Annotated in this window: 5 protein-coding genes; all 5 read right to left on the bottom strand. The window is 48.8% G+C overall.

The window, feature by feature from the left end; all coding sequences use genetic code 11:
* Window positions 1-47: 47 nt before the first annotated feature.
* From OH455_RS16425 to OH455_RS16405, 5 genes are read right to left on the bottom strand one after another with little or no spacing between them, the layout of a single operon-like run.
* Complete coding sequence (locus tag OH455_RS16425) at window positions 48-1,655, bottom strand: (2,3-dihydroxybenzoyl)adenylate synthase (protein ID WP_269982114.1); 1,608 nt, start codon at window positions 1,653-1,655, stop codon at window positions 48-50.
* Window positions 1,652-3,049 carry a salicylate synthase gene (locus OH455_RS16420; RefSeq protein WP_269982113.1) on the bottom strand — a complete coding sequence of 466 codons (1,398 nt, stop codon included), beginning with the start codon at window positions 3,047-3,049 and terminating at the stop codon, window positions 1,652-1,654. The genes OH455_RS16425 and OH455_RS16420 overlap by 4 nt, the downstream gene beginning before the upstream one ends.
* Complete coding sequence (locus OH455_RS16415; protein ID WP_269982112.1) at window positions 3,042-3,878, bottom strand: thioesterase II family protein; 837 nt, start codon at window positions 3,876-3,878, stop codon at window positions 3,042-3,044. The genes OH455_RS16420 and OH455_RS16415 overlap by 8 nt, the downstream gene beginning before the upstream one ends.
* Window positions 3,875-4,960: a Gfo/Idh/MocA family oxidoreductase gene (locus tag OH455_RS16410; RefSeq protein WP_269982111.1), complete on the bottom strand. Its 1,086-nt coding sequence runs from the start codon at window positions 4,958-4,960 to the stop codon at window positions 3,875-3,877. Before OH455_RS16410 ends, OH455_RS16415 begins: the two co-directional genes overlap by 4 nt.
* On the bottom strand, window positions 4,953-16,931 hold the full coding sequence (locus tag OH455_RS16405) for a non-ribosomal peptide synthetase/type I polyketide synthase (protein ID WP_269982110.1): 11,979 nt from the start codon (window positions 16,929-16,931) through the stop codon (window positions 4,953-4,955). Before OH455_RS16405 ends, OH455_RS16410 begins: the two co-directional genes overlap by 8 nt.
* Window positions 16,932-16,977: the final 46 nt, after the last annotated feature.

The following is a 16,977-nucleotide window of genomic DNA, read 5'->3' as shown; positions in this document are numbered from 1 at the left end:
ACAGCAAAGTAAAAGCCTCGCTATGAAGCGAGGCTTTGTTTAGGGTTTTAGCCTAGATGCCAAGGAGTGCCTGATGGCCCGACTATGGCTTTTTTATCCACTTTGCCAACCGCTGTTTTGGGCAATGTCGACACCCATAGCAATTCATCGGGCATCTTGAATGTTGCTAGGTTCTGTTCGAGTAGGAATCGTCTTAAGTCTTGCAGTGTCAGTGATGTATCGCGTCCAATCGCTGCAACTCCTATCCGTTCACCTAAGTGCGGATCAGGGACTGCCACCACCGCAACCTGAGCTATATCGGGGTGAGCCAGTAATTGTTCTTCTATTTCATCCGCAGCAATGCACTCTCCCGCTCGATTGACGACATCTTTGATACGGCCTGTGACAGAGAGGTATTGCTGGTCATTCATGCGTACTTTATCCCCGCTACAATAGAAACCATCTTCTGTAAATGAGCGAGCGTTGTGTTCAGCCGCACGATAGTAGCCACGGAGCGTATAGGGGCCTCGGGTTAACAACTCGCCTTCTTCTCCCAATTCAACGTCCTTGCCATCGGAGTCGACAATACGTACTTCGTCCCACTCGCTCACAGGCTTGCCTTGCATTGAAGCAACGACCTCGGGAGTGTCGTTTAGCCGGGTGCAGGCAATCAGGCCCTCTGCCATACCAAACACTTGCTGTAAGACCCCCGGAAATACGTGTTGCATTGCTATCGCGTCGCTGTACGCCAATTTAGAACCACCGACTTGGATACGCTTAAGGCTGGTCAAATTCGCCTCTTCCCACTGAACTGCTTCGGTCCATAGTTGTGCCAGAGCAGGCACCAGTGCGGTTGCTGTCACACTGTACTGTTCAATAAGTTCAAAGCAATGGTCAGGGCTTGCTAACTGAGTAAAAATAACTTCACCACCCACCGATAAGGTGCCTAAAAATCCTGGGCAACCTAACGTAAAGTTGTGAGCGGCTGGAAGCACGGCTAGGTAAACCTCTGTTTCTACCACTTCACTCGCACGGCAACAGCAGCGAATATTATACAGGTAGTCGTTATGCGTTCTGGGAATCAACTTGGGCAGCCCTGTCGTACCCCCAGAGACCAAAAATAATGCGGTTTCTGCTGGGTCAACGTCGGCAGGGGCAAAGCCATTCGCCTCGGAATAAGGTAAAGCACACGTTGGCGTGCATTGATCGATCAGGTAGAGTTTTAGATCGCCCTGTTTCTTGAGGTTGTTGACTATTTTCTCACCAATCTTCCCTTCTCCAATATAGCCCTGCGCATTGCAAGTACGCATAAAGTGCTCTATCTCTGCTAGGCCGTGTGCAGGCAACGCCATCACAGGAATGAGCCCCGCACGCAGGAATCCGAACAGTGTAGCAGCGAACTCACAGCGATTGCTCAGTTGCATAACTACACGGTCGCCCGCTGCCCAGCCCTGAGAAATTAGCCCTTGAGCGATTTGATCCGCTTCATTGATTAACTCTCGGTATGTCATTGATTTACTGTCATCTCTGATGGCTATTTGGTCGAGTGTATTGGCAGAGTGAGACCACAGTAATTGCCACAAGGGGACTTGTTCCCATAGGCCTGCTTGTTGGTACGTTTGTTGTTTTTCAGTGGAATGCGGGATAACCGGTTCCATCGCCTTGCGAGAGGTCATATTTTCACTTCTTCCTTGTGCTGAGTTGTTGAAGAAGGTTGGTCTTCTGCTGGTGCTTCAAAGACGAGATGATCAAGGACACAAGCCATTTTTTCGCATGTTTCTTCCCATTCTCTTGCCGGTGTGGACAGGCTGATGACACCGGCTCCGGCCTGCAGCATGGAGACAGAGTGACGTTTATAGGCGGCACGCAATACCAATGCGGCATCAAAGAAACCGTTTTGATCGGCAATCAAGACACTGCCACTGTATAAACCGCGTGAAGTGGGTTCAAAGCGTGCGATGGCGTCAATGGCCTCTCGTTTTGGGATTCCCGACGCTGTGATCGCTGGAAACAAGACTTTAAATGCATGCCATGCAGATTTTCCTTGTGTCAGCTGTCCTGTCACTCGTGAAGCAAGGTGCTGAACGGTACCTCGTTCAGAGACATCCATAAATTCAGCCACGTTAACGGTACTTCGGTCGCAAACTTGTTCAAGTTCTTCTACGGCCAGTTTGACTGATGTCGCGTGTTCTGCAATTTCTTTTGGATCTGTTGTTAGCTCTCGTTTCAGTCTTTGGGCTTCTTCGGGATCGGCAGGGAGGAAGCGAGTACCTGCCAAAGGTTGCGTGCTTAGATGGCCTAGATGATCGACCTCCAGTACGGTTTCAGGCGAAAATCCAAAGGCTTCAAGCTCGCCTAGTTTGAGCATGAAAGAACGGGCTGGCGTGTTATTGCGACGTCCAGATACAAAACTGCGACGGATATCGATCGCAGCAGGCAAAGTAGCTGAGCGCGATAAAATGACTTTTTTGTAATCGTCTGCAACGATTTCTCGCACCGCTGAAGCAACGATAGTTTGATAGTCATGTTGAATTTTATGATGGTCTAGGATGTCGTCTTGTGTCAGCGGTGCCATCGGTTCTGGCTGAACTAACGATGATGCTCTGGCTATCGCCTGATGAATCTCTGGCAATACCGAGTCGTCGGTTGTGCGAACAGCGAGTTGATGGTTTGAAATTCGAATATCATGCTGAGCCACAAAGAGTTCTAGCAGAGTGCGATTTGTTTCTTTCTGCGCCAAATGATGGGCGAAGTGGCTGAACTCAAAATCGACTCGGCCAAATACGCGCCATCCCTCCCAAGGTAAAGTTTGGGTAGCTTGGTAGATGGTGTCACAGATCAGATCGTGTTCAGGCTGATGCACGTGACCAGAAAAGTCAGTGATTTTGCCTTGTGTATCGACGGTCAGCTCGGCCAGCTTATTGATACCGATTGACCACTCTTGGTTGTGTTCGTACACCACATAATCATCGCAAAATTCAGCCATGCTGAGCTCGGTCGCTATGGCTAGAGGGTCACATTGGTGTGGGATGATGTGGTTGTGGTACTGAGTAATAGATGGTTTAGCCATATTGAGGTTCTCCAAATTCGATATGAGATGCATGTGGGGCATCATGAGCGTGATTAATCACGCTCTGAATAAACTGTGTTGGTTGAGCGGTAATGTAAAAATGATCTCCTGAAAGGCCTGATACTGAAGTCATTTCTGGGCAAGAATGCCAATCTTGCCAAGCGATCACTTCGCTAGACCATGCCTCAGGGTCTTGCTCTCCGAACATTAAAGTGCAGGGAGTATGTGCCAATTTTGGGGCGGCCCCCTGAGTCGTTAGATAGTTTTCTGTGGCTGAAAAATCAGCCCTGAGCATAGGTAAAAAGAGTGCCAGCAGTTCAGGGTGCTGCTTAAGAACCGGACTGCCACTGCCAATTTCTATTAATTGTTCGACAAAGTCTTGGTCGTTAAGGTGGCTGAGCTTACGTCGGCTTTCTAGATGTGGCGCATGGCAGCCCGATAAAACTAGCTGTGAAACTGGTGTTGACGAGCCGTAGTAGTCTTCGAAATGTTTGCACACCTCAAAGGCCACCTGTGCCCCCATACTGTGTCCACAAAGGCGCAAGCGTGGCACTTGGTTTGGTGGCGCAGAAGCCATGCGTGCCATGAGTGCATCAAACACATCACAGGCGATCGCACCGATGCTAGAAAGCGCACGCTCCCTCATTCGTTGATCACGGCCGGGGTAGGTGGCAAGAAGAACCTGCGTATTGTTAGGTAGGTCGTTTTCCTTCAGGGAAGCCCAACTAGTGAAGGCGCTGTGACTGCCGCCAGCAAACGGGCAGATCACCCACAGTTCATCAACCACCTTTCCTCGCTGACATAACACCTTGAAAGTAGCTGTGGTCATGCTGCACCTCCCAATGGAAAGTGAACCATATCGGCGGGTTTGAGAGCGCATTCTTTTGCTGGTCCACATAGGGTTAAGATCTCTTCCCATAGACGAGCGACATTTCGCTGATGAGCAACACCCAGAGGGGCGATATCCTGCTCGCCGTCAATTAGACGAGCGAACATACTCAGTGTGTTGGCGACGCCTTTTGGCCCTAGGGTTTCAAATGTCTCGAGTCGTGAAGCGTTCTCTTGGTAGAGCACCTGAGTGACGGGAGCTTGAAGGTAGTCGCCCTCAGGAGTGCCTGCACGCTGATACAGACTGAGATGATCGCTTTGGTGGTTGTCGGCATGCAAAACGGGTGTCCAGGTGATCGGGCCGTAGCTGTCTGTCAATGAAAGGTAACCATTATCCCAACCAAGCATCATTCGGTGCATTGCCAGACTATGCATATCAGGGTCACTGGGGTCGAGATAGTTTTGCAACTGCAATAAATAATGACCGGATTGTGAACGCAGATTGATTACATCAAACTGAGGCTGCTTGTTCAGCAATTCAGGCGTTAACGGCTCGGCTTGTGTTCCAAAACTCTGCAGCAGCCAATCCAGTGTTGAGTACAAAAGTTGTCTGCTGGTGGTGATGTTACCGTAGCTTGGTTTTTGGCCTGTGCGTTGTACGATATGATTGGTGCTGGTTAGCCAAGCTTGTCCTGCGTCCGAGGCGGCATAGAAAGCGTTAACACAGTAATGGGCTTGATGCTGCGCAGCCTGACGTTGATGGCGTGTCATTTCATTGATCGACACTGGGTGTTCTTGGATGACATGTATTCCTCGTTCTAGCAACTCTTCGACGATAAGGTTGCCAGTGCCTCCTATAACAGAGGCTCGCACAACGACGCAGGCGATATCGATGTCTTGCGGCAAATCAGATACGTTCGTATACAAAGGCACGCCAAATGCTTTTGCAAGGTTCTTTGAACGTGGGCTGCCTGTTGAAAGCAGGCCAGCCAGTTGCAAATGTTCGGGTGGATCAATAAACGCATTGAGGTAAAGCTCCCCAAATTTGGCACCAACAATGATGATTTTTTTTGTTTTATTCATTTTCTAGGATTTCCATTGTGGAAGATTGCGAACCCTGAGTGCGCTTCAGAGTTCGATCAAGCAAAGATACGAGCGTGTTAGCCAATTCGCTGACGTTGGGCTCTTGCAGTAAGGTATAGTGATCGCCATCCAATTCATGTACGGTCAGATCACACACATCACCCCAACCATGATGTGGGCTTTGAGCAATGATGGGATCTTGGTAACTCATAAAATCGAGATGGTTATTCCGACCAGCTGCAATAAGTGCTGTGTTCACAGAGGTGAGCTCAGGTACGGTATATGACAACATGGCGGCCAGATTTCGGCGATACACATCAAGTAAGTGCTGTACGCTATCCTTGGTCACATCTTCGATTGCTGCGATATGCCCAAACGCTGATGAAAGGTGACCACAGAGTGAATCGTCAGTGCTCAGATCGGGCTCTTCTACCTGCATAAGCTGCGGGAAGCGGCCAATCACATCAGCATAAAAATGGCGGCGCACTTCTTGAGCAGACATGGTTTCTTTTTGAGGTATTGGTCTGTAACTGTCGATTAAGATGCAAGCGTCAACCTTCTTCTTGCTCTCGACCAACTGGTGGGCCATCTCATAAGCAACGATGCCACCAAATGACCAGCCCGCTAGACGATAGGGACCGTGTGGTTGAATTCTTTTTATTTGATTCAGATAGTGCTGTGCTAGCTGTGTTACGTCGAACTCATTTTGCTTGAACCCCGTGTCTGGGTAAGCCAATCCATACAAGGAAACATGATCTAATTGCTGGGCTAGAGGTTGATAGCTGAGTAAGTGCCCACCAATCGGATGCACGATAAACAGAGGCGGTTTGGCTTCTTTGGTCGGGTTAAGAAGTACAGGCTCGGAGCTCTCGTATGTTGTCCGACGATCGATCAGTGATGCCAACCGTTCGATAGTATCATGAGACTGAAGGTGACCTGCGGTAAGCTGGCTACCGAGCTGTGAGTTGATTCGACTGATTACCCTAACGGCAGCGAGTGAATTCCCCCCAAAGTCGAAGAAGCTTTGATTGGCTGGAATGGCAGCTTGCTGCAGGCAGTCACGCCATATCTGAGCAATCTGCTCTTCTGTCTCTGTCATTGGAGGTCGCGAATTTGCGTTGATCTCAACCACCGGAGTTGGCAGAGCCTTTCGATCTACTTTTCCATTAGATGTCAGAGGAATAGTGTCAAGCGAGACTATCTGAACTGGGCACATATAAGTAGGCAGATTGTTTCTTGCGTGATCGAGTAAATGTGTTGCGTCTTGAGGTTCTGGCTGTGTGCAGACCGTATAGGCAACCAATCTTGTTCCTACACCTTCGATCGCGATAGGCTGAACGATGATGTTTTGTAGCCGTTCTTTCAAACCCGCGTTCGGACACAGACGAAGCGTGCTCTCTACCTCTCCGAGCTCAATTCGATAGCCGTTGATTTTGACCTGATGATCATTACGGCCCAAGAATTCGATGTTGCCATCGTCTTGATAGCGACCCAGATCACCCGTTTTATACAATCTCTGGCCGGATTCTGGATGAGTGATGAACGCGGCCTGTGTTTTCGACTCATCCTGCCAATAACCAAGTGATAAACCCGAACCACCGATATAGAGTTCACCAGAAACCCAGTTTGGGCATGGTTGAAGTTGGCTGTCTAGAACGAAAAAGGCTTGGTTCGTAAGCGCCTTACCATAAGGGATACTTTTGCGTTCAGCATGACTCCCTTCAATGGGGTAAGCAATGGACCAAATGGCGGCTTCTGTGGCACCGCCCAGACTGAGTAATTTGGTGTTGGGAGCAATGACTTTCAGCTGTTCAGGGAGAGATACAGGAATCCAGTCGCCGCTCATCATTATATGACGCAACGACGGAAGCACTGAGGAGCGTGATGTCAATCCATCAGCCAAAAGTTGAGCAAACGCTGGAACACTATTCCAGATGGTGATCTGTGCTTTAATGGCGAGTTCGATCAGGGCATCAGGGTCTTTGGTTGGCGATGATTCAGGTATCACCAGACAAGCCCCGCAGTGTAAGGTTGAAAACACATCAAATACAGACAGGTCAAAATTGAGCGAAGAGATGGCCAGTACTCTGTCTTCGCAATCGAGAGAAAGGCGGCTTTCTACATCCAAAAGCGTATTGACGACAGCTTGATGATCCATCATCACGCCTTTGGGCTGCCCGGTAGAACCCGAGGTGAAGATCACATAGGCTAGATCCGATGGCCCCACCATCTTAGGTTGGAACTCGTTGTGCTGCGTATGGCTGACTGATGGAGTAAGGACACGATAAGTGTCTAAAGCGACTTTTAATCCCTTTTCAGCAACAACGGTTGTGACTTGACCCTGTTCAAGTAATGCATGAATCCTTGCTTCAGGGTAGGCGGCATCAATAGGTAAGTATGCTTTACCTGCCATTAAGATACCTATTGCTGCCACGGCCTGTTGCCAACTTTTGTTCATGACGATGGCAACTAAAGGAGCGTCATCGTCGTTGGCTGCAATCGAGGAAGCCAACCCAAGGGCCGCGTTCCAGATCTCCCGATAAGTCAGCAACGTTTCCCCTTGTTGAATCGCGATTCTTTCTGGGTATGCCTCATAGCCTTGTTTGATCATTTCCAGTAAGGATTGAGGTTTTGAAGCGCTTAGCTGTTCGGTGAGGCTAGCTTTAGAACTGTTTGACTGATGTCCCCATTGCGACTCAGATAGACTGACACAAAGGGGTTTATGCCAGTCACTGGTCGTCAGTGATTCTACAGCCTTGGTATAGGCATGGAACATAGCGTCGAAAACCCCCGGTTTGAGGTGGTCTTGCTGCACTGTCCATTTGATGTCTATGCCGCCGCATGCGGAGGAAATGAGCATCGCGTCTAGGTAAACGTGCGGTGTTTGTGCCCCAAAATCACGCAGTGTACCCAACGTAAGAGAGCTTTGCTGGCCAACAGACACGGTATCGTTAAACACAACGGGCATACCTGCGCTGAAGTTACGATTGAGCCTGTTCTTTTCGGTCAAAACGTCCTGTCCGTCAAATTCTGCATGGGCGAGGTCGTCTGACATTTGCTGTTGAACTTGCTGTATAAGAGCAAGCAAAGTGGGTTCTTTACTGATGTCTACTTCCAACATGGATGTCGTCGACAGGTTCCCCACTAAATTGGCTATATCAGGTTCGCTTGCTGGTCTATTACTGTGCAGTACATTGAGCGAAAAGTGGTGTGTATCACTCCAACGTCGTAAAACGAGACAGAAAGTCGCCAGCATTGCCATAGAAGGTAAAACATTGTGGCCAAGTGACTGACGTTGAAGCTGGTTCCAGTCCTTTTCAGACACGCGGTGTGTCAGCACGCATTGGTTCATACTCTCTGCTCTCGAATCCGCTAAGGGAAGTGCAGGAGCATCCGGTAGAGTTGGCAAGCGCTCTATCCAGTATTGTCGAGAGGCGTGTTGCGAACCATTTGCATGTCGTTCTGCTTTCTGATCCAGATATTGAGCAATCGTCATTGAAGGTTTATTCAGAGTCGCTGAAGAGTCGTTGTATAACTGTTGCCACTGCTGGAATAGCAGGTTGAGGCTTGTCCCATCGGCTACGACTAAATCAATCACCAGGTGAAGTAGGTGAGTGTCTTCATTTGTTTTGATAATAGTGAGGTTGAATAGAGGCCAGCGATCAGTCGGTATACCTTGTGCTGCAATGTGCTCTCGTGCTTCGGTCAAATATTGTGCTTTGTCCGATTCTGCATATTGTGTTAGGTCAACATAATCAGGCTCATAATGGGGTACTTCTTGAAGAGTGCAATAATGCCCTTCACGAATCTCTCCACGCAACTGATCATGATGATGTACCATTGTATTCCAGCTGTCGACAAGCCTTGCGCGATTCAGGTCCTTAATTTCTAGTTCAGCGTAAAAGTGTGCAATGCCCTGACCTAAAGAAAATAGGCTGCTCTCTCCCAGCCAATAGGCGTTTTGCAACGGAGTCAATGGGTAGTCTCTATTAGCTTTCTGTGCATTGACCGTTGCTTCAGCATCCGGCTTGAATAAATGCTTACAGAATTGAGCGAAAACTGGCTGCTCAAAGATATGTTGCAGAGTCACTGTTTTAAATCCTGCTTGCTGCAGTTGAACGATCAGCTTAGTCGCCATCAAACTGTCTCCACCACACTGGAAAAAGTCTGTCTCCGAAGTGATGTCTTGGCTAAGGAGTTCTTGCCAGATTTGCTGAACTTCATGTTCTTCTGAGCTGATTTCTAGCTCTTCATTACCCGCTTGTTGATCCAAGGTGCCGTTCAGCACTTGAACGAATTGTTCAAGTTTCGAATGTTCAAATATCTGCTGTAAGCTAGCGTGAGCAATCTCCTGTTTGTTGATTTCCACAATCATCTTAGTGGCCATTAAACTGTCGCCTCCGCACAGGAAGAAGTCTGTCTGCGGGGTCACTGACTGTCCGAGTAATAATGTCCAGATTTCAGCGATACGCGACATGAGTGCATCTTGGGTTGGTACGCTCTGAGACTCTACAATCACTTCTTGTGCTTTGTTTTTGTCTTTGGGTGAGTAAGCACAAGGTAATGCCTCCGGCGAGTCGTTCTGTGTGGCTCGGGCCAAGAATAAATGTTGGCGTAACACGGATTGCTCAGAATCTGGGAAACGTCGCTCAATCACCAAGCCCTGCTCGCCAAGTACTTGTTGCCAGTCATAGGCGCTGAGCATAGCGCTACCAGTATGTTGGCGGAAATCGCTAAAGGCATTGATCCCTTCGATAAAGCCAACCGTGGCCAGTTGCATCGGGCTGTATTGATCAGTGGCTTCGATTAGCAGCATATGCCCATTATTGGCGAGTGCGCCTTTAAGCTGTTTAAGCGTGGCAGGAAGGTCTGCTGCGTCATGAAGGACGTTGACTGCAATAATGACGTCATAGCCGCCCGTTACTCGCATTTCGGGTTCGAGAGCGAGGTTAATGTCTAACCATCCGAAATCAACTTGGTTGTACTGCGCTAGAGACTGCTTGGCTTCGTTCAAAAACGCTTGCGACACATCAGTGAAACGATAGTGCTCAATGTATCGAGCGGCTTGGCCAAGAACTGCAGTGGACGTTGCCGCCGTTCCTGCACCCACTTCTAGGACTTTTAGCGGTGTTCCCTTTTTCTCTCCCAGCGCTGAGATCAGATTGGCTGCGCTTTGGTTGAGTATCTTTAGAGAAGGGTTCGTTCTGTATAGAGCATCAGTGATCTGGTTGTCTTTGAATAAGATCTCCAGTGCGGATTTTTGGTCATTCAATAATTCTGGGTGTGCTTGTAGTGATTCGTCTAGATATTGAGATAGACGCTGACACCATTCGCTCTGTGGTAAGTCACAGTCTGGCGCAGTGGGTTCATGTCCTTGCCATTGATAGAGGCCATTGTCGAAGTGAAGTAAGCCTTCTCTTACAAGTTGATCCAGCCATAGTTGGACTAATTTGTGATGCTTTGGTGCGGTGCGCAGTACTTGTATGATCTGAGAGTAACTGAACAGTTGGTCACGTTGGTGAAAGATCTGATGTCGACGTAAGGTCGTTAACAGCCCGGTAAGTGCTTTGTGCTCTATGTATGACCAAGCATTAGTCACTTCACTTTCTATCGCAGAGCTAATCTCAGGGAGTCTTGTTTTGTATGGTGTTGACGCTGATTTCGACACTAGGGTTGTGCGTTCGAATTCTCTTGGTGCCTCTGCCATTTGACAAAGCCACTGACCGTATTGTGTGAACATGTCATCTAGTACATCCGGTGCGATCACGCCATTCATGCAGTACCAGTGATATTTCAGCTCGCCATCAACCTCCATGATTTGGTGGTCTAGCCAGACTTGTGGCGTTTGACTGAGTACATAAACGGGATCGCCGAGCAAGTGTGTCATTGCTTTTTCAATGTCCATACCGTCCATCGACATGCCTAGCATGCTGGTAAACACGACGGGTGTCATGGGGAGTGATGCTTCCTGTTCCGTCATCTGCTGTTCGGCTTTGCGGTATTTTGCTAGCTCTCGCATCACTTCAACCCCATTGACTTGACTATGACTTAGACGGGTCCAAAGCGTTTCCTGAGTACGAGACAATTGTTCTTTCAGGTTCAGATTTTGAGACCAATCAAAATCCATCAAAAGAACGGATGTGAAATCACCAATTAGATCTTGCACGTTCTGATCAAATGGCTGTCTGTTGAAGAAGGTCATATTCAGTGTAAAAGCACGGGATTCTGACCACTTAGCAAGTATGCGAGAGAATAACGTCAGCAAGCCTGCAGATGGCGTAATGCCAGCTTGTTGCCAGTGTGATTTCAGATTCGACCACTGGGATTTTGGTAAACTGCCTTTCCGAGTAACAAATTCTGGCTTGTACGAATTAGCCACATTACCCAGTGGTAGTTGAGGTGCTTTGGGGATTGATGGCAACAGGTCCAGCCAATAGTTCCAAGAAGTTTGCCAATCTGGTTGGTTCTTTAACGCCTGTTCATGGACCACATAGTCGCGGAATGAAAGTGATAGCGGTGGCAGATGTTCGCCATGGTAAGCACGACCTAGATCATCCATCATGATCTTAAAACTCTGAACATCAAACTGAAGCAAATCAAGATTCATATGAAGTCGGTATTGGTGCTCAGAGAGGCTGCTGATACGTACATCAAATAAAGGCCACTGAGTGGCTGGACGGACTTGCTGACTCATTGTCTGACGCGCTTCTGCCAGTGCTTGTGTTTTGGCGTTGTTATCTAAACGGGATAGGTCCTGAGTCGAAAACGTGTAATTTGGAACCTCTTCTAAGATAACTTGCTCACCAGTGGGTAAGACGGACATTCTCAACATGTCATGACGCTGTATCAGTGCATTCCATGCCGCTTCTAGCCGCTGAATATCAAACTGAGAGTGTGATAGATCCCATTCAAACACGACGTTACATGCTATGCCTCCGTAAGGCACCCAAGATTCACGCCCTACCCAATAGGCGTGCTGAATCGGTGTCAGTGGGAATGGCAGATGTCGCTGATCCGGTTGGATAACAAAAGGCAGGGACGGCTGAGGCTCTGCATGATGGCTTTTACTATCGATTAATGCTTCAAGCCCATGAATGGTCATTGCCTGATACGCTTCTTCAGCGGTGAGTTTAACGTTAAATTGCTTTTGTATCGCAGCGTTGAGCTCAAGGAATTGCAACGAGTCCAGACCTAGCTGCATGAGGTCTTGTTGAGGTTCTAGTAGGTCATTTTCAGCCAAGCCTAGCTGGTATCGAATACGATCCTCAAGCCATGTGCTTGTCGCTAGCCCATCTACGACCAAAGAGGCACAATCGGCAGCGGCTCTCCCTGATGATTCCAAGGTAAAATGTTGGCTAAATTGAGGCGAGTTTGAACTTATATTCATGGCAAAGGCATGCTTGGTACCCATTAATAAGCTTTGACTTAGATGCCATAGGCCTTCGGCTGGTGTCAGTGTATGCATACCTTCCTCACCCAGCTTGGCAACTAGTGCTGCGTCGCGGGTCATGCCGACGTGATCCCATGCCCCCCAAGCCAGACTCATGACGCGACAGTGTCCATCGGCATGATGAGATTGAGCAAAACCGTCAATAAATGCATTAGCGACAGCATATAGCCCTTGTGTCGGTGCGCCGAGAGTTGCGACCGAAGAAAAGCCGATCAGGTAACCTGCCTGTCGAGCTTCTAACCACTGATAAAGTGTTGCGAAGGTCTCTGCTTTTACACGGATTACCTGTTCTGCCGTCAGCGAATCCCATTGGTCGATCAGACCATGATGAGGATTACCAGCGGCATGAATGGCACCTGCGACAGGCTGATTATCTGCGAGTTGGTTGAGCAGCTTAGTCAGTGCACCTTTCAAGGTTAAATCGACCAAATGTGTTTCAATTTGACAGCCGAACTTGGCCATCTGAGCACAAAACGCTGACCAGTCTGAGTGTTGGTGGTGGCCAATTGCTATGACGCGTTTGACACCGCAAGAGGCTAGCCAACGAATCACTAAGCGGCCAATTCCTCCCATTGCACCCGTCACAAGATGACTGCCCTCGGCATTGAACCAAGATGCTGGAATGGAGTTATCATTGGTCGGAGCATGCTCAAGTTGATAAGCCCAATATTGATCGTCTCGATAGGCTAGCTCGCTAGCCGATACAAACGGTGCATGCGCCAGTACTTGTGTAACTTCTTCCGCGTCGCTTTCTGATATATCTAGGACACAAAAGCGCTTGTTAGGATACTCTGTACGTGCGACGCGTATCAGAGACAACAGGGCCGTTGCGGTAGGCTCTGTGGTGTCATTAGGCGTCGCTTTCATCGCATCACAAGTCAGTATCCATAAGTTATCAGGACTATTGCTTAAACCTTGTGCGAGCAGTGTGGCCGTTTCTGATAAGGGAGTTGAAGGTAAAACCAGTATGCCTTGTTCGGCAGCCGTTCTGTGGACAGTACCTAGCTCATTAAATGCCGATGCCACCTGTTCAACGGTGATAGGATTCAGCGGTTGGTCTGCTTCAATAGGACGTACTTGCCAGTGATAGCGATTGTGCGGTGAAGGGAGTAGCTCCGCTGGGTCATCTTTTTTTGTCGCCTGAGGTTCAATTCGAGCAAGCCACTCCCAGTGTCCTTGAGGGGCCTGTGCTCGCAAGTGATAAATATCTTGTCCCCACATTTTACTGAGTCGATTGATGGCAACTCTTGACACATTGCTGAGTCCAATTTTAGCCGACACCGATAGATCGACATCTTTGCAACCGCAGGGTAGAAACGTTGAGCATTGGTGCTTAATGGCTGTGCGTAAATCACCATGCTCCGCCAATGGCGACCAGTCTTGATAGGTGAGGCTTGAGAGCGTGTTTTGCCATACTAGGTCGGCATCATGGCTTGGGCTGACTGGTATTGCACTATCGCCATCCAGTAATGGCGCTAGGTGCTTGCTTAGGTTTTCGGCATGTTCGAGTTGGCGCATTAACTCTGGCAGGGACTGCCCTAAAGCTAGTAACTGTGTGCAGGTACGCTGGACACTGGCCAAGTGATGGCCCTCTGTTTCAGAGCGCCAATGCTGAGCGATGATGTCGGCGTTTGGCAGTCCTGATTCAGACGACACCCACTGTTTGCCTTGCTTGTGGTAATACCCCTGTGATAGCAAGAGATCTAACAGCGCCTTGATATGATCTCGATGGCGAGGGAGTATTCTTCCCCCTCGGATAATGTCGATCAGGCTGAATGACTTACGAGATGTACAAGTTCTCAGGAAGTCGTTTATGACTGCGCAACGCAGTGTTAACGGTTCCAGAGGGTATGTTGCTACGGGTTCTGGAGTGATTAGCGGCTGCGGTTTTTTATCTTGGCGAGAATCAACCCAATATTGTTGTTCGTCAAAGGCATATAGTGGTAATTCACATCGTCTTCCGGCAATGTCGAGCATCTCTTTCCACGGTGCATCAATGCCGAGTATAAACAGTTCACTTAACACATTCTCATCTGCAGCGTGAAGCCAGCATGACTTTAAACTCCAGCTTTCACGGCGACCGATGGACGTAAGGTGAGGTTTAGGACCGATTTCCATAAAGGTATGACAATCTAACGCAAGTGCTTGTTCGATCGCCGGTTGAAACTGGACGGTCTCTCGAACATGGCGTGTCCAATAGTCAGCATTAAGCTCGCTCAATGAACGGATGACTTGGCCTGTTACGCTTGAAATCAGCGTGATCTCACCTTGAGTCGGAGTCAGGTGTTGAGTGAAGTTGGCGTAAGATGACAACATCGAATCGAGATGCCTTGAATGTGCAGCGCAAGGAACATCCAATTGATGGTAAGTAATGTCGGCAGCCTCGAGTTCTTTGCTCGCCTGTTCGACCTTCTCGATATCTCCAGAGAACACCCAATGCGCAGCGCCGTTATGAGCCGCTTGATCCAGCTCTGCTAGTGATGAAATGGTGTTCAGTTGCTCCAATGGCGCGAAAGCCGCTAGCATGGCGCCATGTTGGTTTTGAGTACATTGCTGCATTCGCTGACCACGCTCGATCACCAGTTCGATCGCTTGCTGGTGACTCAGATAGCCAGCAATGACACACGCTGAAATCTCACCGACTGAGTGGCCTAAAACAACGTCTGGAGTCATTCCCTTCGACGTCCAATGCGCCGCCAAAGCGAGCTCAAAGGCGACAATGGCAACTTGAGCGCCATCGGTGCGTGAAAGCCACTTTCTTTCTGAGCCAAACATGATCTCAGTTAGCGGTACTTCAAGCTTGCCTTTTGTATAGGACTGGCTGAGATCGATACTGTGTCGGAAAGCCTCACTGGTTTGGTACCAAGTTTCACCCATTCCTTCAAACTGGCTACCTTGTCCGGTAAATGTCCATGCCAGCTTGGTGCGCGATTGGACATGGCCTATACGAATCTGATCGGAAGCCTCCCCCGATTCTGCAAATGCACGCAGTGCTGGTTTAGCTTGATTAGCATTTAAAACGGCCAATCGATACGGTAAGTCTAATGAACGAGTGCTCAAGGCCGAGTAAGCAATGTCGGCACAATTAGGGTGTTGCTCCAAATGCTCAGAGTAACGACGAGCGATGTCACCAAGAGATTTAGGAGAATTGGCCGACAGGAACAAAGGAATATCTTTGTCTTCTGCTCTGGTTGGCTGAGAAGTTTGGTTTGGCTGTGACGAAGATTGCACCAACATATGGCAGTTAGTGCCTCCAATGCCAAAAGAGGAGACTGCGGCGGTGCGCACTGGACTTTGCCAGTCCAGTGTTTGTGTTGCTAAGTCAAAGCTGGAACCAACTAAGCCAAGTTCAGGGTTGGCTTGAGCAATATTCAGTGACATCGGGATCTTTTTTCGTGATACCGACAATACCGTTTTAATGAGTGAAGCAATACCTGCTGCGGTATCTAGATGTCCCAGCCCGCTTTTTACTGAGCCCAAGTGACATACTGGTGCTCCAGAGCTACGTGAGTAAGCATTCTTTATGGCAGTGACTTCGATAGGATCGCCGAGTTTTGTGCCTGTTCCGTGAGTCTCGATCATCTCCACTTCATCAGGTTGAACATCTGCGAGGTGGAGTGCCTCTGCCAGAACCTGAGATTGGCCATTCACTGAAGGAGCGGTGAAGCCAACTTTATCCTGCCCATCATTATTGATGGCGCTACCACGCAGTACCGCGAGGACAGTATCTCCAGCTTCGATAGCGTCATCTAGGCGCTTCAACACAACACTGCCAACGCCGTGACCACCAAAAGTACCGTTGGCCTGCTGATCAAAAGGACGGCATAAGCCATCAGGTGAGAAAATCATACCCGGCTGATATTCATAACCTGAAATTTGCGGGAACGACACCGCTACGCCACCAGCGATAGCCATATCACACTCACCAGACCTGAGACTTTCACAAGCAAGGTGCGCAGCAACCAACGAGCTGGAACAGGCGGTTTGAACAGTAAAAGCGGGACCTGTGAAATTGAATTTATGGGCAACTCGGGTTGCGAGATAATCTTTGTCGTTGCCCAGTAAAGCTTGCAATCCTTTTACTTGACCTACCTGGGTGACATCGAATGCTTCAAAAGAAGGGTAGGTACTGGTTCTTATCGAGCCGAAGACCCCTGTTCTGGATGGCGCTTGCGTTGGGGCATAACCTGCGTGTTCTAGCGCATGCCATACATTTTGCAAGAAGAGGCGTTGCTGTGGGTCAATAGAGGTTGCCTCTGCAGGCGAATAGCCGAAAAGCGCGGCATCGAAGTACTCGGGTTTATCAATAACGGCACCGCTTGGAACAAAGTGCTCCCTATTGCAAACCTCAGCATTGACCCCTGCTGCTTGCAACTCTTGAATACTGAAGAAAGATTGACCTGAAATGCCATTGGTCAGATTGTGCCAAAAAGCGTCTATGTTTGGAGCTTTAGGGAACCGACACGCCATTCCGATGACCGCGATTGGGTCACAATTGTCATATAAGTGGTTGTTGTCCATGGTTATTCTCTCATTTCGAGGTGAGAGCTCAATAGCACTCACCTCG

Source organism: Vibrio sp. T11.5 (genome assembly GCF_027587155.1).
GTDB classification, from domain to species: domain Bacteria; phylum Pseudomonadota; class Gammaproteobacteria; order Enterobacterales; family Vibrionaceae; genus Vibrio; species Vibrio neptunius.
This window is presented reverse-complemented; position numbering and strand designations above follow the sequence as displayed.

What these genes read in the sequence shown, in the direction of transcription:
- OH455_RS16425 (WP_269982114.1), bottom strand. Translation starts at nt 1,655, where the DNA reads ATGACCTCTCGCAAGGCGATGGAACCGGTTATCCCGCATTCCACTGAA.
- OH455_RS16420 (WP_269982113.1), bottom strand. Translation starts at nt 3,049, where the DNA reads ATGGCTAAACCATCTATTACTCAGTACCACAACCACATCATCCCACAC.
- OH455_RS16415 (WP_269982112.1), bottom strand. Translation starts at nt 3,878, where the DNA reads ATGACCACAGCTACTTTCAAGGTGTTATGTCAGCGAGGAAAGGTGGTT.
- OH455_RS16410 (WP_269982111.1), bottom strand. Translation starts at nt 4,960, where the DNA reads ATGAATAAAACAAAAAAAATCATCATTGTTGGTGCCAAATTTGGGGAG.
- OH455_RS16405 (WP_269982110.1), bottom strand. Translation starts at nt 16,931, where the DNA reads ATGGACAACAACCACTTATATGACAATTGTGACCCAATCGCGGTCATC.